Annotated in this window: 27 protein-coding genes and 1 riboswitch; of the genes, 9 read left to right on the top strand and 18 right to left on the bottom strand. The window is 42.2% G+C overall.

What is annotated here, in order from left to right; all coding sequences use genetic code 11:
- Nucleotides 1–37: 37 nt before the first annotated feature.
- A complete protein-coding gene (locus P3L57_RS07330; protein WP_044156141.1) occupies nucleotides 38–1060 on the top strand; it encodes an acyltransferase family protein in 1023 nt (340 codons plus the stop codon).
- 41 nt (nucleotides 1061–1101) lie between these two features.
- On the opposite strand, the gene P3L57_RS07325 is transcribed toward P3L57_RS07330, so the two are convergent.
- From P3L57_RS07325 to htpX, 4 genes are all read right to left on the bottom strand, one after another.
- Nucleotides 1102–1272, bottom strand: a complete 171-nt coding sequence (locus P3L57_RS07325) for a hypothetical protein (protein ID WP_024121154.1) — start codon at nucleotides 1270–1272, stop codon at nucleotides 1102–1104.
- 2 nt (nucleotides 1273–1274) lie between these two features.
- A complete protein-coding gene (locus P3L57_RS07320; RefSeq protein ID WP_010333992.1) occupies nucleotides 1275–1430 on the bottom strand; it encodes a hypothetical protein in 156 nt (51 codons plus the stop codon).
- 144 nt (nucleotides 1431–1574) lie between these two features.
- The gene (gene ktrD, locus P3L57_RS07315; protein ID WP_044156144.1) at nucleotides 1575–2924 is read right to left on the bottom strand and encodes a Ktr system potassium transporter KtrD; all 1350 of its coding nucleotides are present in this window, start codon (nucleotides 2922–2924) and stop codon (nucleotides 1575–1577) included.
- Between the two features lie 173 nt (nucleotides 2925–3097).
- Nucleotides 3098–3994 (bottom strand): protease HtpX, encoded by an 897-nt coding sequence (gene htpX, locus P3L57_RS07310; protein WP_059352819.1) that lies wholly within the window; start codon nucleotides 3992–3994, stop codon nucleotides 3098–3100.
- A gap of 171 nt (nucleotides 3995–4165) precedes the next feature.
- Between htpX and P3L57_RS07305 the strand changes: the two genes are divergently transcribed.
- Nucleotides 4166–4867: a DUF1836 domain-containing protein gene (locus P3L57_RS07305; protein WP_069486459.1), complete on the top strand. Its 702-nt coding sequence runs from the start codon at nucleotides 4166–4168 to the stop codon at nucleotides 4865–4867.
- 137 nt (nucleotides 4868–5004) lie between these two features.
- The gene (gene sspD, locus P3L57_RS07300; protein ID WP_010333988.1) at nucleotides 5005–5199 is read left to right on the top strand and encodes an acid-soluble spore protein SspD; all 195 of its coding nucleotides are present in this window, start codon (nucleotides 5005–5007) and stop codon (nucleotides 5197–5199) included.
- Between the two features lie 10 nt (nucleotides 5200–5209).
- On the opposite strand, the gene P3L57_RS07295 is transcribed toward sspD, so the two are convergent.
- The 4 genes from P3L57_RS07295 to P3L57_RS07280 form a co-directional block, all read right to left on the bottom strand.
- Nucleotides 5210–6343 carry an anti-sigma factor domain-containing protein gene (locus tag P3L57_RS07295; RefSeq protein WP_069486458.1) on the bottom strand — a complete coding sequence of 378 codons (1134 nt, stop codon included), beginning with the start codon at nucleotides 6341–6343 and terminating at the stop codon, nucleotides 5210–5212.
- On the bottom strand, nucleotides 6340–7095 hold the full coding sequence (sigI, locus tag P3L57_RS07290) for an RNA polymerase sigma factor SigI (protein ID WP_044156149.1): 756 nt from the start codon (nucleotides 7093–7095) through the stop codon (nucleotides 6340–6342). The genes P3L57_RS07295 and sigI overlap by 4 nt, the downstream gene beginning before the upstream one ends.
- A gap of 263 nt (nucleotides 7096–7358) precedes the next feature.
- Complete coding sequence (locus P3L57_RS07285) at nucleotides 7359–8153, bottom strand: TerC family protein (protein ID WP_069486457.1); 795 nt, start codon at nucleotides 8151–8153, stop codon at nucleotides 7359–7361.
- A gap of 256 nt (nucleotides 8154–8409) precedes the next feature.
- Entirely contained in the window at nucleotides 8410–9078 is a 669-nt protein-coding gene (locus P3L57_RS07280) for a DedA family protein (RefSeq protein WP_059335905.1), read from the bottom strand.
- A gap of 189 nt (nucleotides 9079–9267) precedes the next feature.
- On the opposite strand from P3L57_RS07280, the gene P3L57_RS07275 reads away from it, so the two are divergent.
- The 3 genes from P3L57_RS07275 to P3L57_RS07265 all read left to right on the top strand — a co-directional run bounded on the left by P3L57_RS07275 (nucleotide 9268) and on the right by P3L57_RS07265 (nucleotide 14483).
- Entirely contained in the window at nucleotides 9268–11670 is a 2403-nt protein-coding gene (locus P3L57_RS07275; RefSeq protein ID WP_069486456.1) for a bifunctional diguanylate cyclase/phosphodiesterase, read from the top strand.
- A gap of 89 nt (nucleotides 11671–11759) precedes the next feature.
- Nucleotides 11760–12644, top strand: a complete 885-nt coding sequence (gene ku / locus P3L57_RS07270; protein WP_059292904.1) for a non-homologous end joining protein Ku — start codon at nucleotides 11760–11762, stop codon at nucleotides 12642–12644.
- A gap of 3 nt (nucleotides 12645–12647) precedes the next feature.
- Nucleotides 12648–14483 (top strand): DNA ligase D, encoded by a 1836-nt coding sequence (locus P3L57_RS07265; RefSeq protein ID WP_069486455.1) that lies wholly within the window; start codon nucleotides 12648–12650, stop codon nucleotides 14481–14483.
- Nucleotides 14484–14510: 27 nt separating this feature from the next.
- Here P3L57_RS07265 and P3L57_RS07260 read toward each other — a convergent pair whose 3' ends face one another.
- Together P3L57_RS07260 and P3L57_RS07255 are read right to left on the bottom strand one after the other, a co-directional pair.
- Nucleotides 14511–15524 carry a glycosyltransferase family 2 protein gene (locus P3L57_RS07260; protein ID WP_069486454.1) on the bottom strand — a complete coding sequence of 338 codons (1014 nt, stop codon included), beginning with the start codon at nucleotides 15522–15524 and terminating at the stop codon, nucleotides 14511–14513.
- A gap of 12 nt (nucleotides 15525–15536) precedes the next feature.
- Nucleotides 15537–17228 (bottom strand): DUF6044 family protein, encoded by a 1692-nt coding sequence (locus P3L57_RS07255; protein WP_024121141.1) that lies wholly within the window; start codon nucleotides 17226–17228, stop codon nucleotides 15537–15539.
- A 238-nt stretch (nucleotides 17229–17466) separates the two neighbouring features.
- Between P3L57_RS07255 and P3L57_RS07250 the strand changes: the two genes are divergently transcribed.
- Nucleotides 17467–18240, top strand: coding sequence for a metallophosphoesterase (locus P3L57_RS07250; protein WP_237728934.1), 774 nt, complete (start codon nucleotides 17467–17469; stop codon nucleotides 18238–18240).
- Between the two features lie 22 nt (nucleotides 18241–18262).
- Here P3L57_RS07250 and P3L57_RS07245 read toward each other — a convergent pair whose 3' ends face one another.
- Nucleotides 18263–18814: a YkoP family protein gene (locus P3L57_RS07245; RefSeq protein WP_024121139.1), complete on the bottom strand. Its 552-nt coding sequence runs from the start codon at nucleotides 18812–18814 to the stop codon at nucleotides 18263–18265.
- A 92-nt stretch (nucleotides 18815–18906) separates the two neighbouring features.
- Here P3L57_RS07245 and P3L57_RS07240 point away from each other — a divergent pair, with 92 nt between their 5' ends.
- Nucleotides 18907–20028, top strand: a complete 1122-nt coding sequence (locus P3L57_RS07240; RefSeq protein WP_069486452.1) for an MGDG synthase family glycosyltransferase — start codon at nucleotides 18907–18909, stop codon at nucleotides 20026–20028.
- An 18-nt stretch (nucleotides 20029–20046) separates the two neighbouring features.
- Here the strand turns inward: P3L57_RS07240 and P3L57_RS07235 are convergent, their stop codons facing one another.
- The 3 genes from P3L57_RS07235 to P3L57_RS07225 form a co-directional block, all read right to left on the bottom strand.
- On the bottom strand, nucleotides 20047–20511 hold the full coding sequence (locus P3L57_RS07235; protein WP_081638289.1) for a MarR family winged helix-turn-helix transcriptional regulator: 465 nt from the start codon (nucleotides 20509–20511) through the stop codon (nucleotides 20047–20049).
- A 137-nt stretch (nucleotides 20512–20648) separates the two neighbouring features.
- Nucleotides 20649–20831, bottom strand: a complete 183-nt coding sequence (locus P3L57_RS07230; protein ID WP_069486451.1) for a stress protein — start codon at nucleotides 20829–20831, stop codon at nucleotides 20649–20651.
- An 87-nt stretch (nucleotides 20832–20918) separates the two neighbouring features.
- Complete coding sequence (locus P3L57_RS07225) at nucleotides 20919–21074, bottom strand: hypothetical protein (RefSeq protein ID WP_010333974.1); 156 nt, start codon at nucleotides 21072–21074, stop codon at nucleotides 20919–20921.
- A gap of 193 nt (nucleotides 21075–21267) precedes the next feature.
- Here P3L57_RS07225 and P3L57_RS07220 point away from each other — a divergent pair, with 193 nt between their 5' ends.
- The gene (locus tag P3L57_RS07220) at nucleotides 21268–21600 is read left to right on the top strand and encodes a MerR family transcriptional regulator (protein ID WP_003239028.1); all 333 of its coding nucleotides are present in this window, start codon (nucleotides 21268–21270) and stop codon (nucleotides 21598–21600) included.
- A gap of 43 nt (nucleotides 21601–21643) precedes the next feature.
- On the opposite strand, the gene mgtE is transcribed toward P3L57_RS07220, so the two are convergent.
- From mgtE to P3L57_RS07200, 4 genes are all read right to left on the bottom strand, one after another.
- A complete protein-coding gene (gene mgtE / locus P3L57_RS07215) occupies nucleotides 21644–22999 on the bottom strand; it encodes a magnesium transporter (protein WP_024121136.1) in 1356 nt (451 codons plus the stop codon).
- Nucleotides 23000–23016: 17 nt separating this feature from the next.
- Entirely contained in the window at nucleotides 23017–23139 is a 123-nt protein-coding gene (locus P3L57_RS07210) for a hypothetical protein (RefSeq protein WP_010330178.1), read from the bottom strand.
- 95 nt (nucleotides 23140–23234) lie between these two features.
- Nucleotides 23235–23401: riboswitch (M-box (ykoK) riboswitch) on the bottom strand.
- 108 nt (nucleotides 23402–23509) lie between these two features.
- A complete protein-coding gene (locus tag P3L57_RS07205; RefSeq protein ID WP_003218541.1) occupies nucleotides 23510–23647 on the bottom strand; it encodes a transcriptional regulator SplA domain-containing protein in 138 nt (45 codons plus the stop codon).
- 76 nt (nucleotides 23648–23723) lie between these two features.
- Nucleotides 23724–24236 carry a PepSY domain-containing protein gene (locus P3L57_RS07200; RefSeq protein WP_059352809.1) on the bottom strand — a complete coding sequence of 171 codons (513 nt, stop codon included), beginning with the start codon at nucleotides 24234–24236 and terminating at the stop codon, nucleotides 23724–23726.
- Nucleotides 24237–24301 lie beyond the last annotated feature (65 nt).

Below are 24301 nucleotides of genomic sequence, written 5' to 3'. Positions count from 1 at the left end.
AATCTTTTAGTGACTGATTTAAAGAGAAGGTGATGCTATGAGTAAATCGCGAGACAGTTATTTTGACAATGCAAAATTCTTATTGATATTCCTTGTTGTTTTCGGTCATATTCTTCGATCTTTTATTCATGATAACAATTTTATGCTCTACCTCTACAAGTTCATTTACACGTTCCACATGCCTGCCTTTATTCTTGTATCCGGTTATTTCGCCAAAGGTTTTAAACGCGCCGGATATGTGAAAAAGCTGGCGGTTAAGCTGATTATTCCATATTTGATTTTCCAAAGCATCTATTCCGTCTTTTATTACATTATTCAAGACGAAAGCATGACAAATGTGAATCCGATTGATCCGCAATGGTCGTTATGGTTTCTGGTAAGCTTATTTTTCTGGAATATCCTGCTCTATCCTTTTTCAAAGCTTTCTAAGCATTGGGCGCTGTTTGTCAGCTGCGGCATCGCCGTGCTGATCGGCTATCTCGACTTTGTCAGCAGCACACTGAGCCTGTCCCGGACATTTGTATTCTTACCGATGTTCCTGGTCGGATTTTACTCGAATAAACATCACTTTGATTTACTGAGATCAAAACGAGGCAAACAGATTGCGCTCGGTGTGCTCGCCGCCGTATTTGTCATCTGCTGGGGCATCGATTTTGACTATTCATGGCTGTTCGGCTCTAAGCCGTACTCATCATTTGGCGATGTCACCTTGGCAAGCGGCCTCTCCCGAATCGGCTGGTATGTACTTTCCTTTGCGGCAACCTTTAGCTTTTTAGCGCTTGTTCCGCAAAAACGCTATTTCTTTACGAAGTGGGGAACAAGGACATTTTACGTATACCTGCTTCACGGATTTATCATTAAAACACTCAGGCAGGTCGGGCTTGAGGATGGACTCACTGACTATCAAAACTTAGTCATCCTGCTGCTCTTGACTGCAGCCCTTACCTCCATTCTCTCAAGCAATTTCGTCAAAACGGTTGCTCAGCCGTTCATTGAACTGAGAATGACAGGCTTGCTGCAGCTAGTCAGAGGAAGCAGCAAAAATGCCTATTTAAAATAGCTTAACACCTCTTAAGCGGCATGCCGCCTAAGAGGTGTTTTTTATTTTTGTTTTTTCTCTTTTTTCTTTTTCGGCTTTGTTACTTCAAGGGTTTCAATGATTTTCCCGGCGTTGTAATCCCCAAGCTCACTTGAGAATTCTTCCTCAAGCACCTTCTTATTCATCGGCTTTTTATGATTCTGCATGTCTTTGCTGTGCTGGTTCTTTTTCATGATCACGCGCCTCCTTGCTGACCTTGTTTGGAATTGCGATTGGCCCCTCGGAAATTCGGGTCGTCGTGATATTGAGTCTTATATGCATTTCTGTCCATACTCTCAGTCGGTGTATTGTTATTTTTTATGGCTTCATTGACCTCAGCCTTACGTTTCATAGAAATCCTCCTCGCCAGTATTTCTAATTTTTATTTGCAGGCCAGCTGATTAACTGCAGCTGATTATGTTAGGTTCTCCAACTGGTGCCGGGTCACACATCTTTTTTTTGGCAATAAAAAAAACACCGCAGATGCGGTGTTTCATTATCCGATAATCACTCTTTCCTTCGGATAATGGTAATTTGCTTCAATTTCTTTTCTACCGATCAGATAAAGGAAGGTCAATATTCCGATCCGCCCGATAAACATGACGATCATAATGACACATTTTCCTACGTTGCTCAAATCAGCGGTAATGCCAAGGGACAGACCAGTCGTTCCAAAGGCCGAACATACTTCAAACAAAAGCTGCAGCAGAGAATGCTTTTCTGTCACTGTAAGGATCAGTGTCGCTCCAAAAACGAGCAAAATCGCCATCATTGTGACCACAAGAGACTTCATCAGATCTGCTGGGTGCAGCTCCCGTTTGAATACTTTTACTGCTTTATTGCCGCGGGCAAAATGAAACAGCGCAAGCAGATTCAAGGCAAAAGTTGTTGTCCTTATGCCTCCTCCGACTGAGCTTGGTGACGCACCGATAAACATCAGCGCGCACATAAAAAACAACGTGGGATCCGACAGCTGGCTGATATCAATTGTTGCAAGCCCGCCGCTTCGGGTAGCTGTTGATTGAAACAAGGATAGAAACAAAATATCATGCCATGCCTTTCCCGCAAACGAGTGGCTTGCTTCCAGCGCATAGATGCCGATGGCACCAAACACTACGAGTGAGCCAAACATAATGGTCGTGATTTTTGTAAAAAGCGTAAACGGATATCTCCGATGCTTTGAAAACAAGAAGTCCTTTACTTCGACAAGCACCGGAAAGCCGATCGCTCCGAAAATGATCAAAAGCATCGTAATAAACTGCACAAAATAATCATGGCGGAATGGAACCATGGAATTTCCTGTTATATCAAACCCGCCATTTGTGGTTGCGCTGACACTTGCAAAAAACCCGTGTAAATAAGCTTCCTGAAAGGAATCATAGTAGGTTAAAAAATAAGTGCCAAGTATGATTCCTCCAAAAAATTCAATCCACAATATAAGAAAAAGAACCTGCTTCATTAAATTGACAATACCCGAAAACTGAGATTGGTTTTGGTCTACCATAATCAATTTCCGTTCTTTAAGGCCGATTCTTTTTCCCATGATCAGCCAAATAAACGTTCCGAGCGTCATAATCCCGATTCCGCCAAATTGCAGAACAAATGCCAAAATAAAAATGCCTGTAGTGCTGAATGTATCAGCTGTATCCACAACCGTCAGCCCCGTGACGCTGACTGAACTGACAGCCGTAAAAAGCGCGTCAATAAAAGTCCAATCCGCTCCCTGCTTATGGGCAGCCGGCAGGCTCAGCAATATCAGGGCCACAGTTACTGCGAGAAAGTAATATAATGCAATCAGCTGGGCCGGAGATAATGCCTGTATCAATTTTCCAAGCTTTAATCTCATGTGAAATCCTTCTGCCTCTCTTTTAAAGTACGGTAATTATTCTAAAGATATTAGATCCATTTTTAAAGGCTTTTGCGAAACATTTTCTTAACTTGCATATTTTTTTATTATTTTAGTCAAAGTGAAACAGAAAAAAAACCTCTGAGGGTTCTCAGAGGAAGGATGTTTTTATTTTATTTAGCTTCTAATCGTCTGATTCTTTCATCTAAATCAGGGTGAGTAGAGAAAAGCGATGACCGCTTCTTGCCATTAATCTTTAGTGTTTGGACAGCTGTCTGATCTTCTTCCATGATGCGGGAAGAATAGCCCTTAAGCGTTCGAAGAGCATGAATCATCTTATCCTTGCCGGCAAGATCCGCTCCTCCCCGGTCAGCATGGAATTCACGGTGGCGTGAATACGCAAAAACAACGAGGCTTCCGAGAATTGAAAAGACAATCTGAAACACAATCATTGCGATAAAATGAACAATCGGAGCAAGATCTTCCTTAACAAAGCGGCTCGCGATCCATGCAGCGATCCGTGATAAAAAGACGACAAAGGTATTCACAATACCTTGTAAAAGCGTCATTGTCACCATATCACCATTTGCAATATGAGCGACCTCATGGGCAAGCACGCCTTCAACCGCAGCGTCATCCATTTGGTCAAGCAGGCCTGACGACACAGCGACAAGAGAGCGGCGTTTTGAAGGGCCGGTCGCAAACGCGTTCACTTCGGATGAGCGGTAAATTCCGACCTCCGGCATCTTCGTTAAGCCGGCAGAGCGGCTTAATCTATAAACACGGTCAACCAATTGCTGCTCTTCATAGCTAAGTGTATGTTTCTCCGGATTCAGCACTCTGACGCCCATCATTGTTTTTGCCATCCATCTGGACATCGCAAGAGACATAAAGGAACCGACAAAACCGACGACTAAACTGAATACAAGAAGCGCAATAGGATCTATACCGCCATCGGCTGTAAAGTACGTCCCAACTCCAGTGACAGAGCTTATGACAGATAAAACAATGCCGATCGTTGTAAGCACCAAAATATTCGTTAAAATAAACAGAAAAATTCTTTTCGCCATAATAACCTCCGTTATTTTTAAGATCAAACGAACCTGTATATTTAAATTATAAAACATCTGTTTGAAAATGCAAGGATTTAGACGTATGATGTTAATGTATTACTGACGCTTTAATAGTGCATTTATACATAGAGATTATATCCGCGTCAAATTGTCTTAAAGAGGTGAACAATGAATATTTTTAAACTCACTCGAATGGAGATGGTACGGCTGCTCTATTCCCTTAAAGGCCTGGGAGACATGAGCCCGCTCGACATCCTCGTTAAATCGGCGAATATGTCAGCGGAAGAAGCTGCAAGCCATCTTCAAATTCCAGAATTTCTTACAAGATATGAACGAAAAAAACAGAAAAAAGAATACGGCCTTTCAACCAACGAAATCGTTGAGCTTGGCAATTTATGCGAGCTGACTTCGTTAAAGTCAACCGCGATTCAAAATTGGGTGAAACGCGATATCAAAGATCTCATTGGCCATCCTGAGCTGGGTAAAAAGTATTCAGTTGAACAGGCAGTGATTCTTTTAATTGTACGTGACCTAAAATCCATTTATGACTTTGAACACATACGAGCTATCTTAAAAGTTGCTTTTAACACCATCTCAGACAGATCTGATGATGTCATCAGCCCGTTAGCGTACTATGAAAGCTGCGCGCATGTGCTGCATGCCATTTATCACCAAGATACTCCTTCCATGAAGGAATCAAATCTCCAGCAGATTGTCGAACAGGAAACAGACCTTCTTCGTCACCATTTTGAAGAGCTGAGTGGCACCCAATGGGTCAAAATCAGGCAGATTATTGCCATTACAGTTCTCTCCATTTTGACGTTCCATATTCAGGCGACCGCGAACAAAATGATCGCTGACATACTGTAATCAGGATGTACCCCCCCCGGCAAATCGCCGGGGGGTTTCTTATTCCCCCACAACAATTGCCAGCATAAATAAACCCCGTACATTTCAAACTAAATACGCGTTAAGAATTTCTTAATAGAAAAAGGAGATGAAAAAAGATGGCGAGCAGAAATAAACTCGTTGTTCCAGGGGTGGAGCAGGCACTAGACCAATTTAAACTTGAAGTGGCTCAAGAATTCGGTGTGAACCTTGGTTCTGATACAGTTTCACGCGCTAACGGCTCTGTAGGCGGGGAAATGACAAAACGTCTGGTTCAGCAGGCACAATCACAGCTAAATGGCACAAATAAATAAACTCAGGACTCTATTCGCCGGGGGCACTCGGCGAATCTTCTGTTTGAGCTGATTCATTATTACTGCTGTAGCCATTTGGATTACGGTGGTAAGAAGCATTATCCCGATTAGATGAGGAATGATCCTTTCCTTTTTCACCGTTATTCCAATTTTTGCGATTTTTGCTATTCTGGTCACCATTGTCTTTTTCATTTCCGTTATCTTGAGGAACTTGTGTAGGGGTTTGCTCAGTATCCCCATCTTTTTCAACTTTCGTGTTTTCATCCGATTCCTTTACATCTTTATTCTGTTCACTATCATCATTCTGCGTGTCAGTTGTATCTTCTTTCTGTGAATCCGTATCATCCAGCTGTTCATTTTCTCCTTGTTTGCTGTCCTGATCGTCTGTCTGATCCGTGTTTTCTTCCTCGCTGCCGGTATTTTTTTGATCCTCTTCCCCGGATTTTTGAGAATCTTCGTTTGAATCTTTCATGTTATTCTTTTCATTTGATTTTATGTAGCTGCCTGTTGATACGCCTTCCTTTTTTGCTTTTTCTCTCGTTTTCATATCTGTTTCGAGAGATTCCATGCGGTATGTCGTTTTATATTTTTCCGTTACATCATTAAGCTGTTTTTTTACTCCTGATTTATATGTATCGTCATCCGTATTTTCATAAACAGTGGAAATCAATATTTCTTTCGATTCCTTTACATATCCATGCTCGCTGCAATCCGTAATAATATCGTCTATCACCTTTTTAAAATCAGTCTCCTCCCAATCATCGATGTCACTGATAACCTTCTTGCCGTCATCATTTAAGGGCGTCAGTTCGATCACTTCGTAATCGCTGTTTAACGCCATTTCGAAGCTTGGATTGATATCTATTGTCATATACGCATAGGCCTTGTCATTAGAGAAAACGGGGAGGATAATAAAAATAAAAAGCATAATAGCAGTCATCGAAAAAATCCCCATTTTGAAAGGGCGCAGTCTTAAAACATCAAAAAAGCTGGCCCTTCTGCCCATGCGTGTCTCACTCGGAAGCATGATTTCTTCTCCGATTTCATATGTTTGGCGATCATTTTTTGCTTTTAAAAATTGTCCGTCAGGGGTCAGCAACGTGACGAATTTTTTATTTTTCTCTACTATGATCCCTCTTCTCATGAGTGCAGCACCCCTTTAAGATAATCTTTTAAATAAATATAATCACCGGTAATGATAATGCACATTGCAATGATATATTTTCTGTTTCGCTCAATCGTTTTTCTGCTTACTGAAACGAGCTGTTCGAGCTGTTTAACAGGAAGCTGTTTCTTCGTATAAAGAATCGCAGCTAATTCTTCATGCTCGACAAGGGTGAGCGCCACCTTTATGGCGTTTTGCCTTGCGTCCGCATGCTTTGGAGAATGTTCAAGCAGCTCTTGAAATGAAAGACCATAGTCTTTGAGCTGCTTTTGAAAATACAGAATTTCCTCCCGCCTCTGTTCCTGTTCTATCTGGCGGCGGTATTCATCAATAGAAAGCTCGGCTTCAATCAGGCTTTGTGAGGATTCCTGATCGTCACCCTCCTGTAAATCCATATTAATATTTTGAGCGGTTCTTGCTTCTTTTCTAATGTAATCAATGACTTTTCTTTTTATAATAAGCTCTGCGAATGCGAGCAGCGAATTTCCTTTTTCAGGTGAGTACTTTTCAATAGCTTCGTTAAATGCAATCAGTCCGATGCTGAACTCATCGTCTTTTTCATCTATATATCGTTTACAAACGGATGAAACCGTCTTTGCGATAAATGGCTTATATTGCTGTATCAACTCGTTTTGCAGATCTTTATTGCCTTTTTGTATGCTTTCAACAGATTTTTCAAGCGTTTGCTTCTTTTTTCCCAATTTAAACAAAAGGCTAAGCACTGGTTTCACCTCAGTTCCTCCCTATAACTACTCATTAATGATAGCTAATTTGATAGGGAATCGCAAAGGAGAAAAAGAAATATTGATTTCCAATGTCTCAATTATGACAATCCATTCTCACGTACTATACAGGATTTCGTGCCTTTAAAGAGAATTTTGGGGGTTTTAAAAGAGGTTTTTGTAACAAAGCTGTTATAAAAATGTTATTTTATTTCGTCTGTGAAAACGCTTCAAACATGAAAAGACTCTGCTTTTCAGCAGAGTCTTTATGATTAAGCCCTTTCTTGGCTTCTGTCATTTTGTTCGTTTTGTGTGTCTTCCGCCTGTTTTTTTGAGCCTGACATAAACCAGCCGCAAACTGCAATCGCCGCTAAGACACCCCAGAAAATCAGCTTCCATGTCCCTGAGTGGATAAAGTGCGAGGACACTATAGCGATGTCATCATGTGCGAGTGTATATAAAGCAAGCTTTACCCCGACCCATCCGACAATAACAAATGCTGCTGTTTCTAGGCTTGGACGTTCCTTTAAAAGCTTAACAAACATCGATGCCGCAAACCGCATAATCACCAGTCCGATAATGCCTCCGGCCAAAATAACGAAGAATTGTCCTCCATCAAGTCCGCCGATCTTTGGAAGTGAAGTTCCCGGCAGCGTAACCGCCAGAGCGACGGCCGCTAAGATGGAATCAACAGCAAAAGCGATATCTGCCAGCTCAACCTTTAATACAGTCGGCCAAAACCCGCTTTGCTTCGTCACCTTATGATTGTCTTCTTTCTTAAATACATATCTTTTGAGCAAGTGGCTTGCTGCAATATACAGCAAGTAGATCGCGCCAATGGCTTGAACCTGCCATACGTTCACCAAAAAGGAAATAGCGAATAAAGAGCCAAATCGCAGAACAAAGGCGCCTGCCAGCCCGTAAAACAATGCCTTCTTTCTTTGCTCCTCCGGCAGATGTTTTACCATAACCGCCATCACTAAAGCGTTATCGGCGGCTAAAATACCTTCCAGCCCGATCAAGACGAGAAGAACCCAACCATACTCCAATAATAATGCTGCATCCATAAATGATACCCTCCCAAAAAAGTTGTTTTCTTTCTCTTCATCCGATCTTATGCCGGCCGGACATGCAAAAAAGACCTTTGCCGACATAAGGCAAAGGTCTTGCTAGACATGAATTCAGGCATGCCAACAAAGCCGATGGATATTACTATCCATGAAATGACGACTTTGTTTCCGGAACATTCCGGACGCTACTCCCCTTTGGGATTTCAAGAAATATCATATTATATGTCAATGATATGCGGAGAGAGCTTATTTGTCAACGCTTATTTTTTAAAAAAACTGAAAAATGTTCAGACTGAATTCGTTTTTTCCTCTTCTTTATCAGTAAATAAAGAACAAACAAGATCAAAATGGCGATCCCGATCGGAAGCATATATTGGTCTAGAATAGAGCCAACGTCTTTCCAATTTTCTCCGAGCTTCACACCGAGATATACATAAACAAATGTGATCGGAAGCATGGCGATAAACGTGTAAAGAGAAAACACCCAGACATTCATTTTTGCGATGCCGCATGGTATGGAAATCAGTGTGCGGATCCCCGGCAGGAAGCGGCCGCTGAAAGCGACAAAACCGCCATGTTTTTTAAAAAATTCATCCGATTTGTCAAGAGCCTCAGGCTTTATAAAGAGGTACTTTCCGAAACGTTCAAGAAACGGCCTGCCTCCATAACGCCCGATCCAATACAGGGTGAGCGGACCGGCGACTCCTCCTAATGATCCTGCCAGAACAGCGCCGGCAAGCGTCATGTCACCTTTCGATACCCAATACCCAGCAAGCGGAAGGACAATTTCGGCCGGAATAAATTCAATACAGAGCGCCAGAAAAATTCCGAAATAAGATAAGCTTTTAAATGCTTCTATCCAGGACATAACCAATTCTTCGATCATCTTCACTTCCCTTTTCCCTGATCTATGTATACACATTTTTGTTTTTCACTCAAAACATCAAAATGATTTTAACATATTTTTGACGGTCAGCAGAACTAAAAACAGAGAATCTTCATTTCAAACGTTTTTCTGACAATTTCTCCAGGCATATAGACTGAAATTCTTTAGCTGACAGCCGATATTAAGGAGAGTCAACAAGACTGGAACACACGGGGGAACCTCCATATGGAATTACACGCAACGTATAATACAACACTTATATGTTTATCTATTCTTATTGCTTGTGCAGCATCGTTCACTTCCCTTGAACTTTCAAGAAAAGTCACCATTCATACAGGATTAAAAAGCAAGGTGTGGCTGATTGCAGGCTCTATCATTATGGGCTTTGGGATTTGGTCCATGCATTTTATCGGCATGATGGCTGTTCATACGGAGATGCCGATGCATTATGAACTGGCGCCTTTAGTTGCCTCGATTGCAGCTGCTGTTTCTGGATCATTTGTTTCTTTATATATCGTCAGCCGTTATATCCTAACCTTTTACAGACTGCTTACAGGATCGGTGGTGCTGGGTGCATCGATTTCATCTATGCATTATATCGGAATGTCTTCCATTTCCCGGGTAATGATGATGTATGAACCGCTGCTTTTTACATTATCCATTGTCATTGCCATTGGAGCATCTTTCGTCTCACTAAAGATTTTCTTTGACTTGTCCATGAAAAAACCTGCAGACCATTTGCTGATTTATAAAATAATCAGTGCCTTAATAATGGGAATTGGCATATCGGGAATGCATTATACAGGAATGATGGCCGCTACATTTTATGAAGATGTTGCACCTCCCGACCATCATATGGAAGTCCATACATTCGATTGGTCTATTCTGATTGCCTTAATCGTCTTCTGTATACAAACGTTATTACTATTCAGTTCTCATGCTGATCGAAAATTCATGAAACAAAATGAACGCATGAAGGATAACGAACAGCGGTTTCAATCTTTAATCATTCATAATATTGATGCGATCTTTATCCTGTCATTAAAAGGAGATATTATTTCTTCTAATCATGCCGGCGAGGATATGATGAATAATTTCGGCCTACACCATCAAAATTGGAATCATTATATGTCGCCAAAAATCAATGCGCTTTTTAAGCAGGTCAAAGGCGAAAAACAAGCCATTAACAGTGATACCAATCTCATGACGGACAAAGGCCAGTTTCATTTAAATATTACGTTTATCCCTGTTGAGGTGAACCAAGAACTGGACAGCATATATGTCATCTGTAAAGATGTGACAAAACAGTACAGAGCCGAAAAAAAAATCCATAGAATGGCTCATTACGACTCACTTACAGATTTACCCAACAGAAGACATGCGATCTCCCATTTAACAAAGGTCTTGAATCGCGAGCATGCCTTGGATTATAACACCGTGGTATTTTTCTTAGATTTGAACCGGTTTAAAGTGATAAATGACGCATTAGGCCATAATGTCGGCGATCAGCTGCTCCAGCTCGCGGCTAAACGGCTTTCATCCGTTATACCTGATAATGGATTTATCGCACGGCTTGGGGGTGACGAATTCATTATTATTTTGACTGACGCCAATACCGGAACGGGGGAAGCCGATACTTTGGCTAAAAAAATCATTCAGCAATTCAAAAAGCCATTTAAAATTCAGGAACACACCCTTATTACATCCGTCAGCATCGGAATTGCGATTTCTCCTAAAGACGGAACAGACGGCCCTGAATTGATGAAAAAAGCAGATATGGCAATGTATGCGGCCAAAGAGCGAAACAAAAGCAAATACAGATACTACTCTTTCTCAATCGGCAATAAAGAAACCGTCAAGCTTAATCAAGAAATGGAGCTGAGGGAAGCGATTGATAACAAAAGATTTGTCTTGCACTATCAGCCGCAATTCAGTACAAGAGATCAAAAAATGACAGGTGCTGAAGCGCTCATACGCCTTGTCACTCCTGATGGCAATCTGCGTCCGCCTGGAGAATTCATCGGTGTTGCCGAAGAAACCGGCCTTATTATTGATATTGGAAAGTGGATTATTGATGAGGCGTGCAGGCAGGCAAAAGTGTGGCACGACAAAGGATTTGATCTTTCTGTCGCCATTAATATTTCCGCCAGACAGTTTCAATCGGAGGAACTGATTCCGCTCATCAAGAATACACTTTCTAAATACATGCTTCCCCCTCGCCTTCTTGAAGTTGAAGTAACAGAAAGCATGACTATGGATAATCTTGACCACTCCAAAAAGGTTCTATCTTCTTTAACCAAATTAGGCATCAGGATCAGCATTGACGATTTTGGCACGGGGCATAGTTCTCTAAGCTATTTAAAGGACTTTCCGATCCACAGGCTGAAAATCGATAAATCATTCATCGATGATATTCAGACACACCCGAAATCAGAACAAATTACCGGCGCCATTATTGCCATGGGCCATCAGCTGTCTTTACAAGTCATTGCAGAAGGCGTGGAAAACTCTGGCCAAAAACAGCTGCTTGACGAAAAAGGCTGTGACCATTTACAGGGCTTCTTTTTCAGCAGGCCAATACCGCCCGAACAGCTTGAACACTTGATATTGAACCAGCCGCCGCGTTAACAGCGCCGGCTGTTTTTCATACCCATAAGTTACTACACATGAATCACCCCTCTCATCTCCACAATAATGAAAAAAAGGGGTTCATCGATATGCATACAATGTGGAAGGGATCCATCAGCTTCGGTTTGGTGAATATCCCCATCAAGCTTTATGCCGCCACAGAAGACAAAGACATCAAACTGCGAAGCCTTCATAAAGAAGATCATGCGCCAATTAAATATGAAAAAATGTGTACCAACTGCGAAAAAACGCTCAGTCCTGACGAAATTGTGAAGGGATATGAATACGTAAAAGGAAAATATGTCGTGCTGACTGATGAAGATTTAAAAAGCTTAAAGCAGGAACATGAAGAGAAAGCGGTTGAAATTGTCGATTTTGTTCAGCTGCAGGAAATTGACCCGATATATTTTAACCGCTCCTACTTTGTCGGACCCGGAGATAACGGCACGAAAGCCTATACTCTTCTTCGCGAGGCGCTTCGGTCCACCGGAAAGATCGGGATCGCCAATATGACGATCAGGTCGAAACAGCAGCTTGCCATTCTCCGCGTATATGAAAATTGCATCGTAATGGAATCCATTCATTATCCCGATGAGGTCCGTAGTGCTGCCCACGTACCCGGAGTGCCTGATCAATCAAGTGTAAATGATAAAGAATTGCAGACCGCCATTACACTGATAGATGAGCTAACAACTGAATTTCAGCCGGAACAATATGAGGACACATATCGAAAAGCCTTGCTGCAAAGAGTCAATGATAAGCTGGAAAATAAAGAAACAGCCGTCACTCCTGACAAAGCGCCTCCTCGTGAGGATGTGATCGACCTGGTCAGCGCACTTCAAGCCAGCATCGATCGAACCAAAAGGCCGAATCGGGAAAAACCAGCGGCAGCACCAGCCGAAGGCGGAGAACCGAAAGGAGCCGGAGAAAAAAAGCAGAAAACCACTAGAAAAAAAGTCTCCGGCACATCATAACCAATGGCGTTTACCATGCAGCCCGTGCTTACTGCGTCACCTCCAAAAGGAGCGGAATGGCGTTACGAAGTAAAATATGACGGGTTTCGCTGTATTCTCCGCATTCATCCGTCAGGCGTGACATTAACGAGCAGAAATGGCTTAAAGCTTAACAGCACCTTCCCTGAAATTGCTAACTTTGCCGAAACTGCTTTTCAGCATATTGAAAAGGAACTTCCGTTAACACTTGACGGAGAAATCGTGTTTTTGGCGAATCCATTCCGTTCAGATTTTGAACATATGCAAGTGCGGGGACGTTTGAAAAGGCCGGAGAAGATACAGGAATCCGCAAACTCTCGGCCTTGCTGTTTTCTCGCATTTGACCTTTTGGAACGAAGCGGACAAGATGTATCGACTTATTCCTATATTGACCGAAAAACATCGCTGCATGAGCTGATGTCTGCTGCAAAGCTCCCGGCTGAGCCAAATCCTTATGCAAAGGAAACCATTCAGTATATCCCCTCCTACCAGCACCTCGATCCGATTTGGGAGAAGGTAATAAAGTATGACGGAGAAGGAATTGTAGCGAAAAAAATCAACAGCAAATGGCTCGAAAAAAAACGGTCATCTGATTGGCTGAAATATAAAAACTTTAAACATGCCGATGTTTGTATCACTGGATTTAATCCTCACAATGGATTTCTGACGGTTTCTGTGTTAAAAAACGGTGTAATGACGCCTGTCGCCTCTGTATCACATGGGATGAGCGAGGAAGAAAAAAATGCAATACGATCGATTATGGAACAGCACGGACATAAAACAGCATCAGGTGAATATACGCTCGAACCTTCTATCTGCGCTACTGTCCAGTACTTAACGATTTTACAAGGCACGCTACGAGAGGTTTCGTTTGTCACATTTCAATTTCAAATGGACTGGACCGACTGCACCTTTGCACAGCTTGTGCGCCGCTCAAAGCCGGTACATCCAAAACTGCAGTTTACAAGCCTGGATAAAATCATATTTGAAAAGCATAAAAAAACAAAAGAAGATTTCATCCAGTATATGATTGAAATCAGCGACTACCTGTTCCCGTTTCTCAAAGACCGTGCTGTCACAGTTATTCGCTATCCGCACGGATCAAGGGGCGAATCCTTTTTCCAAAAAAATAAGCCGGATTATACACCGGACTTTGTCCAATCCTTTTTTGACGGTAGCCATGAACATGTTGTCTGTAAGGACCTGTCCACCTTATTGTGGCTTGCCAATCAGCTCGCTTTGGAGTTTCATGTTCCTTTTCAAACGATTACAAGCAGAAGGCCGGCAGAGATTGTCATTGATTTAGATCCCCCGTCCCGAGATGACTTTCTGATGGCTGTTCAGGCAGCAAATGAACTCAAACGGCTCTTTGAATCCTTCGGCATCACATCGTATCCGAAGCTTTCCGGCAACAAGGGGATTCAGCTTTACATTCCCTTGTCACCAGAAGCATTTACGTACGAGGACACACGCCAATTTACACAGCTGATTGCCGAATATTGTACCAATGCATTTCCAGACCTATTTACAACCGAACGCCTGATCAAAAACAGGCATGGAAAATTGTATCTCGATTATTTGCAGCATGCTGAAGGAAAAACGATTATCTGCCCCTATTCCACCAGGGGAAACGAGCTTGGCACCGTAGCAGCGCCGCTGTATTGGCACGAGGTGCAGCCATCTTTGACACCGGCGATGTATACAATCAATACCGTCGTTGACCGGGTCAAGAAACACGGATGCCCGTTTTATGATTTTTACCGCAATCCGCAGGATGAACCTCTTGCCGCTATTTTGAATCAGCTGAAGAAAAAGAGCTGACTTATCCGGTCAGCTCTTTGTGTTGTTTCAACTGTATTTTTTCTCCAAACGCTCACTTTCCTGGCGCTGCAGCGGGCTCAAGGGTTCATTATACAAATCGATATCCACGGCATATTTCGGCCGTCTTTTCACTTCAGAGAAAATCGTTCCGATATATTCGCCGATAATCCCGATTCCCATGAGCTGCAATCCGCCCAGAAACCAAATAGAGATGATGAGAGACGCCCAGCCCGCATTTGTGTGGCCGAGCATTTTTTGAATGACTGCGCCAATCCCCGCCATGGCGCTTACCAAAAATAATAGAAAACCCAAAAGCGTAAAAAAGCGAATCGGGGCCACACTGAAGGATGTGATTCCGTTAAATGCGAATGAAAGCATTTTTTTCAGCGGATATTTCGTTTTTCCGGCAAAACGTTCTTTGCGGTCATACAAGACTTCGGCTGACCTGAAGCCGATCATAGGAACGATGCCCCTTAAAAACAAATTGGCTTCCGGATAGCGCGCGAGTTCTTCAAGCGCCCGTTTATTCATTAAGCGAAAATCGGCATGATTGTAAATTAACTTAATCCCAAGCTTATTCATGAGCCGGTAAAACCCTATAGCGGTCGTGCGCTTAAAAAAGGTATCGGTTTTCCGGCTGCGGCGCACGCCGTACACGATTTCAAAACCATCGTGATATTTCAGCATAAAATCCTTGATAACAGAGATATCATCCTGCAGGTCGGCATCAATCGAAATCACGCAGTCTGATTTTTGCTTTGCTTTATGCAGACCTGCTAAAAGCGCTTTTTGATGTCCGACATTGCAGGCTAATTTTAATCCGGTTACCTTCTTGTTTTTCACACTTTCCATGGCAATCAAAGACCAGGTGCGGTCTTTGCTGCCGTCATCAACAAATAAAATTTTACTGTCTTCGGATATCATTTTTTCTTCCATTAAGCTGTTTACAACCTCCGTCAGCTGACGGCTTGTCTCTTTAAATACTTCCTCTTCATTGAAACACGGAACGACGATGGTTAACACTGGCTGTGGCTGTTTCAATCGATATCCTCCTTATTTTGTTTCGTATAAATAAATGCGCCAGGCGGAATCTTTATGGTCAAATGTTTTCACGAGCGCCAGGTGGTTTTGGTCAGCGTTCATGATGGGAACCGAAGAAAAAATATATTGTCCGCCCATTTGTTGAAACACATCTGTATTTAATTCAAGATGATTGATTGTTTTCTTCGAATTCTTTTTAAAGTCATATCGTTTGCCAAGCTCATCGACGAACAGATAGCAGCGGCTCCCCCATTCATCAAAGTATCGTTTCAATTGGGCGTTTTTTTCCAGCTCTTTTTCAATGATTTTTCTAAATTCATATTTATATGAGAGCGGGTACAGGTTGTTATATGTATCTAAGGTGTAAAAACCGTTGTATTGAGCAATAGACGGATGCAGACCGATACTCGCCACCCTGTACGAATCTTGCGGGCGCCCAATATACTCCTTAATCTCTTTAAATTGGTCAGACGCGTAAAATTCACGAAACGTCGGCGCGTTGTAGTGAACGCCATACGTATACTCCTCATTAAAAGGCGCCAGGACCATCAGCTGCGCAGTAACTGCCGCATATACAAGCCATCGCCACTTTTTCCCCATCCGCCAGATGAGGTACAAAGCGAGCGCAAAACTCATGTAGATCACCAGCGGGCGCAAAAAATGAAAACGGGCAAAATTAAATTCAGCTAAAAATGCAAATTTCTGCTTTGGAACAGCCCATATTTTGTTGAACCAAAACGCATACCACAGTGACAGCGCATAATTCAGCACGCAGAGAAAAAGATAAACGTTTTCTTCCCTTGTCCGATTTCGTTTGAACAGCACAGCAAAAAAGACGAGTAATAAGATTGGAAGAATCACAACGGTATGAACTGTCATGACATGGTTATGTCCGTAGACAAAGTTTTTGACGGACAAACGCAGAGAGTGCCAAACATCATGCCTTGATGAAATAAATTCAATCCGGTGCATCGGCGCGTGTGAAATCAACATCGAATAGACAAGCCGGTACTCGACAAACAGATAAATACTTGTCATAAAAGCGATGCTGCCTAAGAAAATAAAATTCCATTTTCTTTTTGTGATGACATCATACAGCCAGAAGCATGCCATCCCAGCCAAGAAAAAGAAGAAGCCTAATACAAAGCTTGAATACAACGGCAGCAAACCGAGCGTCAGCCATTCTCTCCATGAGATATCCCCTTTTCGGATATTCAAAAAAGCCCACAGCGCCAAAGGGTATCCAAGCGTGCTCAGCATTCCAGAAGGCCAAAAAGGCGTTAAGGCAAATGCGAGCGATACGCCAATTCGGATCAATGCCGCTTTCTGCTCCGGAATCACATGTTTCTTCAGCAGCACATACATTCCGAAGAAAGCGACAACTCTCGTAATGGTCTGGCTTACCGCATAGGCGGTCATAGAAGAAAACAACGCGTGCAGCCAAACAATTCCGCTCCACTCAGTGCCGAACGCATCCCGTGGCAGTCCGTTAATGATTTGCGGAATGGCCGCATCAACTTTGCCGATGATTTCTCCGCTGTCGGCCAGTACCTTGTACCAAGCGATATTGGAATCCAAATTATCGTGTACGCGAATATGGGCGTCTTCCTTCAAAATAAAAAGCGGGGAGACATACAGCAAAAGGAGAAATAAAGCCATCAAAAGATAATATGTTTCTTTTTTGTGTTGTCTTAATCGTAACATCCCTAACACATCCATCTGTTATTCTGACTTCTATCGGGCATGATCTGCCTCACCTGTCAAAATTTATTATCCCTTTTCCCTTCTAAAACATTCATCAAATGACAATCCTTTCTGCATTTTTCAAACTGGTCTTCAACCCATTAATTCCCGCTATCCATAAGGCTGGATCACTTACTATACTGGTAGAAGGGAGGGGATACATGTGTTCATCTTACTTTTATTGGTCATACTTGCTGTTATGCCATTTATATATAAAGCAAACCGCAACACAAAAGATGTGAAGGTCAACACGATTTCAATTGATCAGCAAGACGGCCTTCCAGCAAGAAAAAAACTGAATATCCTTCATTTATCGGATCTTCATTTAGAAAACATTTCTGTATCGCCTGATGAGCTGTATCGTTTAACAAATAATCAACCTGTAGACCTCATTGCGCTGACCGGAGATTTTCTTGACCGGAAACGAAATATTCCAAAGCTTGCCGGCTACTTGCAGGCACTACAACAACTGAAGCCTGCTTACGGCATGTACGCGGTGTTTGGCAATCATGATTATGTATTAAAAGAAAAGGACTTTCAAAGATTAAAGCGAGTGCTGGAGGAAAACGGCTGCATTACGCTGCAAAATGAACATGTTCACATCAATACTGATGCAGGGCCTGTTAATATTATCGGAATTGACGATTACAGTACGAATCGCAGTAAAATCACAAATTCTTATAAAGATCTTCAGAATGGCTATCACCTTGTACTGACACATGATCCAAACATTATTTTAGAGATGCAGGATATTCATTTTGACTACCTGTTATCAGGCCATTTTCACGGAGGGCAAATCCACTGGCCAAAGCCGTATCATTTGGTGAAAATGGGCAAGCTTGTACGCATGAATATGATTAAAGGCCTTCATTATCATCACGATAAACCGTTTTATATTAGTGAAGGTTTAGGACAAACTGGCGTTAATATCCGTGTAGGAAGCCGCCCCGAAGTGACTTTCCATCAAATTTAAAAAGACTGTGCTGACCATGGCATCAGTCTTTTTTTTGATAGGTGTGCTGAAGCTTTTCTTTCGAGATAAACAAATAGGATGAATTCGGCAGATTTCGCAAGCTCACTGGCTTTGACGTTAAATATAAAATCGGCATATGGGTGATCTTTTTAAAGGATCTGTAAAAAGGATTGACCGGGGTTACCACGTCAAAGCCGAGCCTTTCTACCCCTTTATCAAGCATTGTAATGCCAATGATCCCTTTGATTTTTTCGCTTTTTTTATGATTGTTGATATACTCCAGCAGCATCGGCATTGATTGATATACTTTTTGATAAATAATGATTCCTTTTCTGACCGCGCTTTCAATGCTTTGCAGCTCCCTGATCAGCTTGATGTTGTGCAGATGGATTTTAACGAGCACATCGTTTTTTCTTATATGCGTTCCGTCACTCAGCACGACATGATGCCCTTTGTATTTCGTCAGTCTGACTCGAAAGACGCATTTTCGCTCATCTTCAATCAAAGTCAGCCTCGAAAAAAAGAAATAAATCGGGTCAATCACTCTCCAAATGGAAAGGAAACAGGTTTTCATCTCTTCACCTTCCTTATCATCAAAAAAACACCCTTATATTTTGTGATGATTCTCCCCAAAATATAGTTGCCATATTTTTAAGGAGGACAGACATGACAAACATTCTCATTTTTCCTTTTTTAAGCATTTCCACCGGGCATCATCATGTCGCTGATACCCTGAAGGCTGATCTGGAATCTAAAGGGCTGCATTCAGAAAAAATCGATATCTTTTCACATACGTATAAACGCTTAGAACAACTGTCCTCCTCAGCTTATTTAAAATGGATTCAATATTTCCCGAAAACGTACAGCGGAATATACAAGCTTCTCGCTTGCGGAGAGTGTAAAAATGTCAAACGCTATGCCATGTATGAATGGCTGTTTATGCAAAGCATGAGACAGATTCTCAAAGAAAAACAGCCTGATATCGCCTTCTGCACACACGCCCTGCCTTCTTACCTGCTAAACCGGCTGAAACCGGAATATCCAAACATGACCATTGTAAATGTATATACGGATTTTTTTGTAAATCAGGTATGGGGGCGGAAAAACATTGACTACCACTTTGTCCCGATCATGGATATCAAGAAGCAGCTCATGACCGAAGGAATCAACCAGGAAAAAATATTTTTAACCGGCATTCCCGTTCACCGGGCTTATGAAGCAGGAACCGCAGACACCTGTCAGCATCGTCCGCCTTATACCGTCATGATCACAGGCGGCAGTATGGGAGTCGGAGGTATTTTCAAGCTGGTCCAGGGGCTGTCGCCAGGCGGAAACATCTTATACAAAATATTATGCGGCAGAAACGAAAAGCTCTACCGCTATGTCAAAAGTTTACAACATCCTTTTATCGAGGCGATCCCATACCTTCACAGCAAAGCAGAAATGAACCGTCTGTACGCACAAGCCTCAGGCGTCATGACAAAGCCAGGAGGCGTAACCATCAGTGAATGCTTAAAGAAAAGGCTTCCGGTATTTATCTATCATGCGCTGCCGGGCCAGGAGGAAATGAATTTGAACCTGTTAAAAGAACGGCAGCTTGTCACAGATATAAGAAACTGGGATATGAAGCGGGCAGAAGAGCGTATTTCCGCATTTTTTCAATCGAATGAACGGGCAGCAGCAGAGAAGCAGGTCAGGGAGTATCTTGGCCAAATGTGCGACCGGGAGATTGGGGAGGTTTTAAAAAGGATATTAGATGAATGTGAACATAAAAAAACACCCTCCTGAAAAGAGAGTGTGGAATAACTAACGAAACAGTAAATGCTGGCTGTGAATACCTGCTTTCTTCAGCAGGAGGATCAGCTGGTCCTGCTCATCAGACGAAAGGCCTGAAAACGCTCTCGCTATACGGAGCGCATGAATTGGATAAATTTTATCCAAATACTCATTCCCTTTATCCGTGAGATGCGCGTAAACGGAGCGTTTATCTTTCGGGTCCTGCTCCCTGACTAAAAACCCGTTTCTTTCTAACTTGTCAATGACATATGTGACGTTTCCGCTTACAAGCAGAAGCCGCGACCCAATTTGCTGTAATTTTTGCGGGCCTCTTGTATACAAAAGTTCCAGTACGGCAAATTCTGTGGGATTAAAGCCGTGCTCTTTGCTGTCACGGATGCTGTGTTCAGACACACTTTTGAAAGCCCTTGCAAAAACTCTGTACAAATTCATCGCACGCTCAACTTCTTCTTCGTTAAACGATAATCTCATCATATCTACCCCGTATATAGAATTTTTATAAAAAAATAATGAAAACCCTTACATATAATAAGAGTTTAATGCCCTTATTATTTTTATTCGCTATAATTCGAGAAATTCCTTTTCAGGAAACAAAAAAATCCTTATACCCATTATTTTGTATAAGGATTTTTTTTGTGATATGGGATGCTGCGAAAGAAATATGCGTATTCCTTCCGCAGTTCAGAAAGTGTCATTTTGTTCATTACTTCTTTATTATAAACTCCGATTTGAAAGAGTTTTTCTGAATAATGGCTTCGTTCTTTTTCTAATGCTGTTTTCAATAAATTACTCATAGCGTCCTCCTTCATTTTAAGGTATCCTCTAAATAAGATACTCTTTTTAAATGAATGTGGTGTGAATCTAATGTAAAAAATTTATGTTTACGAGGATTTTCGGTAAAGTCCGTTTTGAACTGATCTTAAAAGCTGAAAAGCATGTTCTCCGGCAAGCTGCATAAACGTTTCAAGCATTTCATCCCGTTTCATATCCAACTCGATTATTTCCTTTGCCAGTGAGACCGCTTTTTCTTCCTCCATGATTATCCTTCCTCCTCATTTAATCGTTACATAAAGGATAAAACGCGCTTATAGGTTACGCATCATTCTTGTTAATTTTTCTGCCGTATTTTTTCAAAAATCTGCTATTTCATGTTAGAAAATATAACAAGCGTCAGGTTTTTTCTCTATGTTTTTTATATACTATTATCAAAAGACATCCAGGGGTGGAAAAATGACCACAGAAGATCATTCTTATAAAGACAAAAAAGTGATTTCAATCGGGATTGTCAGTGAATTGACAGGATTGTCCGTAAGACAGATCAGGTATTATGAGGAGCGTAAGCTGATTTATCCGCAGCGTTCTTCAAGGGGAACGAGAAAATATTCTTTTGCCGACGTCGAGCGGCTGATGGATATCGCCAACAAACGCGAAGACGGCGTGCAGACAGCTGAAATTTTAAAAGATATGCGCAAAAAAGAACAAATGGTAAAAAACGATCCGCAAGTCAGAAAAAAAATGCTGGAGGGGCAGCTTAATGCTCACTTTAGGTACAAAAACCGTTAAACGATAAAAGTCCGCCTCGCAATCTGAGACGGACTTTTATCGTTTATAATGAGTGAATGAATGCAGTGGCAATACCAAAGTAAATTAATAATGACAAAATATCATTTAACGTCGTAATGAGCGGGCCTGACGCAATGGCCGGGTCTACATTCAGTCTATGCAGAATAATGGGGATGATTGTTCCGGACATCGTGCCGATAATTAAGGTCAGCAGCAGTGAAGAGCCGACAACAAATCCTAAAAGCACATTCCCCTGCCATATGATGGCGATCACCGTAATTAAGACAGAACAGACGGCACCGATATAAATACTCGTTCTGAGCTCCCGAAAAATCAGTTTCACAATCGTTGTTTTATTCATTTCTTCTTTAGATAAACCTCTGATGACCACCGCGAGAGACTGTGTTCCTGTATTCCCTGTCATCCCTGACACCATCGGCATAAAGAATGCCAGCGCCACGACCTGTTTCAGCGTATCTTCAAAATAGCTCATGATGCTGCCTGAAATCAGCCCGATGAACAAAAGCAGGATCAGCCATGGAAGGCGGCGGTATGCTGCAACATATGCTTTTGTATCGAAGGTAATGGCTTTACCTGATGCGGCGAATTTTTCGTAGTCCTCATCGGCTTCCCGAATAACGACGTCGATGATATCATCGACCGTCACGATCCCGACAAGCACATTGTTTTCTTCCACGATCGGAATCGCTAAGAAATCGTAACGTTCAATCAGCCGCGCCACTTCTTCCTGATCTTGAAGCGCGTCTGCTGCAATGACACGGGTAAACATCAAGTCTTGTACCTTTTCTTCGGGTTCCCCGAGAATCAAATCGCGATATGACAGAACGCCGACAAGCTGCTTACTGTCATTTATGACATATAAGTAGTTGATAGACTCTGCGATTTCCGCGAAACTTTTTAGTTTGACGACCGCGTCTTTTACCGTGTAATGCTGAGGAATCCACACATAACGGTTGGTCATCATGCGCCCCGCTGAATCAGCCGGGTAATTCATAAGGAGCTGAACGGCTTTTGACTCTGAGGCTTCCATGCTGGATAAGAGCTGTTCCTTCAGTTCTTCATCCATTTCCTCAAGCAATTGAGCGAGGTCATCGTTGTCCATTTTGTTCATGGCGAGTGTTGCTTTTGTTTTTCCGACTTTATTTAAGACGGCTAGCTGAAATTCCCGTTCCAGTTCGCCGATCATATCAGTAATATCGTCAACAGTTAAATAAGATAAATAGCGGGCGCGGTGTTTTTCAGGCATTTCTTTAAAAATAAACGCCATATCATAGGGCTGAAGCTCATCAATAACACTTCTGAAATCCCTGATTTTTCCGTCTCGCAATAAGATAATGATGCGTAAAATGAGTTCGTCATAGGTCATGTTTTGAACCATCGGGACTCGTACCTCCTCTACGGAGACGTGCCGGCCTCGCCAGAAGGTGCGGCAGATCGTCTCCTCATCGTGTAATCAATTGTCTTGCTGTCATAGTATATGGGTACTTCTTCAGATTGACTCGAATGGGGAGAATCCATACTCCGCACCTCCTTTTTGTTCAACATTTCGTTTTCAAGGCATAAAAAAAGCCTTCTGGATTGAAGGTGAAAGAAGCACGGCAAAAAAAGCGTGCGGGCGCCTTCAATCGTAGAGCTTTAGCACTGTATGGCATAGGAGCAATCATCCAGCTGCATTAAAAATCACCTTATGTCGATGATTTCTGTTGACCCATTGGCGTCTTTGGACATTTTTGGGCAGCAGCGTATCTCCATACAGGAGCCTCACCTAACGAAGTTCGTAATTGGATTGACACACTGAGATTACAGAAAAAAACAAGCAATGTCAACTTAAAAAAGTTATTTATGCGTTTACATCTCATCAGATGAAATAAAATAAGGGCCTTAGCCCTTATTCTGTTGTTTGCGTCTCATCATCTTCTGAAAGCAAATGATAGGTTTCATGAAGAAATAAGGCGTATTCCCCTTCCTTCGTCGGATGTGGAACATACTCAGCCTGATTGATGTATTGTTCTTCTTTCTTTTCCAAGCACTTCGCCTCCTTTTCTTATTAGATTGTCCAAAAAGCGGCTCGTTATCATGAAAAAAACCCCGCGGGTGCGGGGTTAGTCGTCTAATTCCTGTTTCATAATACGTCCGTCCTTTGCAGAGATGTCAAATTCTGCTTCAGTCCCTTGTTTCGTTTGGACCTCAATTTCGTAGATATAAGCACCGTCGTCTTCATCCAGCTTGCTTTCTGTGACGGTTCCAGCTGTTTTCTTTAGAGCAATCTGTTCTGCTTCTTCTTTTGTCAAAACAACTTGTTCTTTTTTCTCTTTTAACGGGTCATTGAGCGCTTGTTTGGTCTTGATATCCACATAAACATCATAGTCTTCACCGTCTTTTTCGATTTCAACTTCATAAGCTTCTTTGCCATTATAGATGTCTCTGTCGATGTCATCCACTGCTCCGTCAACAACTGTTTTGGCAATGGACTCCGCTTCTTGTTCAGTAAGTCCGCCAGTTTCAGAAACAGACTGTGTTTGTTCATTATTTTCTTTCGCAAACGCGTTGTAGCTGAATCCTCCGGCCGCTAAACACCCTGCTAATAAGCCAATCATCCATCTTTTCTTCAGCATGTGTGATTCCTCCCTTGTTCGTTATGAGTTCAGTTTACACACTCAACATGAAAGGAAAACGAGAG

This window comes from Bacillus sp. B28 (assembly GCF_029536185.1).
Taxonomy (GTDB): Bacteria; Bacillota; Bacilli; order Bacillales; family Bacillaceae; genus Bacillus; species Bacillus halotolerans.
The sequence above is the reverse complement of the archived record's forward strand: the minus strand, read 5'-3'. Positions and strand labels throughout refer to the sequence as shown.

Excerpts from the sequence above, each read along its gene's own strand:
- P3L57_RS07330 (WP_044156141.1), top strand. The coding sequence starts at position 38 with ATGAGTAAATCGCGAGACAGTTATTTTGACAATGCAAAATTCTTATTG.
- P3L57_RS07325 (WP_024121154.1), bottom strand. The coding sequence starts at position 1,272 with ATGAAAAAGAACCAGCACAGCAAAGACATGCAGAATCATAAAAAGCCG.
- P3L57_RS07320 (WP_010333992.1), bottom strand. The coding sequence starts at position 1,430 with ATGAAACGTAAGGCTGAGGTCAATGAAGCCATAAAAAATAACAATACA.
- ktrD (WP_044156144.1), bottom strand. The coding sequence starts at position 2,924 with ATGAGATTAAAGCTTGGAAAATTGATACAGGCATTATCTCCGGCCCAG.
- htpX (WP_059352819.1), bottom strand. The coding sequence starts at position 3,994 with ATGGCGAAAAGAATTTTTCTGTTTATTTTAACGAATATTTTGGTGCTT.
- P3L57_RS07305 (WP_069486459.1), top strand. The coding sequence starts at position 4,166 with ATGAATATTTTTAAACTCACTCGAATGGAGATGGTACGGCTGCTCTAT.
- sspD (WP_010333988.1), top strand. The coding sequence starts at position 5,005 with ATGGCGAGCAGAAATAAACTCGTTGTTCCAGGGGTGGAGCAGGCACTA.
- P3L57_RS07295 (WP_069486458.1), bottom strand. The coding sequence starts at position 6,343 with ATGAGAAGAGGGATCATAGTAGAGAAAAATAAAAAATTCGTCACGTTG.
- P3L57_RS07285 (WP_069486457.1), bottom strand. The coding sequence starts at position 8,153 with ATGGATGCAGCATTATTATTGGAGTATGGTTGGGTTCTTCTCGTCTTG.
- P3L57_RS07280 (WP_059335905.1), bottom strand. The coding sequence starts at position 9,078 with ATGTGTATACATAGATCAGGGAAAAGGGAAGTGAAGATGATCGAAGAA.
- P3L57_RS07275 (WP_069486456.1), top strand. The coding sequence starts at position 9,268 with ATGGAATTACACGCAACGTATAATACAACACTTATATGTTTATCTATT.
- ku (WP_059292904.1), top strand. The coding sequence starts at position 11,760 with ATGCATACAATGTGGAAGGGATCCATCAGCTTCGGTTTGGTGAATATC.
- P3L57_RS07265 (WP_069486455.1), top strand. The coding sequence starts at position 12,648 with ATGGCGTTTACCATGCAGCCCGTGCTTACTGCGTCACCTCCAAAAGGA.
- P3L57_RS07255 (WP_024121141.1), bottom strand. The coding sequence starts at position 17,228 with ATGTTACGATTAAGACAACACAAAAAAGAAACATATTATCTTTTGATG.
- P3L57_RS07250 (WP_237728934.1), top strand. The coding sequence starts at position 17,467 with ATGCCATTTATATATAAAGCAAACCGCAACACAAAAGATGTGAAGGTC.
- P3L57_RS07245 (WP_024121139.1), bottom strand. The coding sequence starts at position 18,814 with ATGAAAACCTGTTTCCTTTCCATTTGGAGAGTGATTGACCCGATTTAT.
- P3L57_RS07240 (WP_069486452.1), top strand. The coding sequence starts at position 18,907 with ATGACAAACATTCTCATTTTTCCTTTTTTAAGCATTTCCACCGGGCAT.
- P3L57_RS07235 (WP_081638289.1), bottom strand. The coding sequence starts at position 20,511 with ATGATGAGATTATCGTTTAACGAAGAAGAAGTTGAGCGTGCGATGAAT.
- P3L57_RS07230 (WP_069486451.1), bottom strand. The coding sequence starts at position 20,831 with ATGAGTAATTTATTGAAAACAGCATTAGAAAAAGAACGAAGCCATTAT.
- P3L57_RS07225 (WP_010333974.1), bottom strand. The coding sequence starts at position 21,074 with ATGGAGGAAGAAAAAGCGGTCTCACTGGCAAAGGAAATAATCGAGTTG.
- P3L57_RS07220 (WP_003239028.1), top strand. The coding sequence starts at position 21,268 with ATGACCACAGAAGATCATTCTTATAAAGACAAAAAAGTGATTTCAATC.
- mgtE (WP_024121136.1), bottom strand. The coding sequence starts at position 22,999 with ATGGTTCAAAACATGACCTATGACGAACTCATTTTACGCATCATTATC.
- P3L57_RS07210 (WP_010330178.1), bottom strand. The coding sequence starts at position 23,139 with ATGGATTCTCCCCATTCGAGTCAATCTGAAGAAGTACCCATATACTAT.
- P3L57_RS07200 (WP_059352809.1), bottom strand. The coding sequence starts at position 24,236 with ATGCTGAAGAAAAGATGGATGATTGGCTTATTAGCAGGGTGTTTAGCG.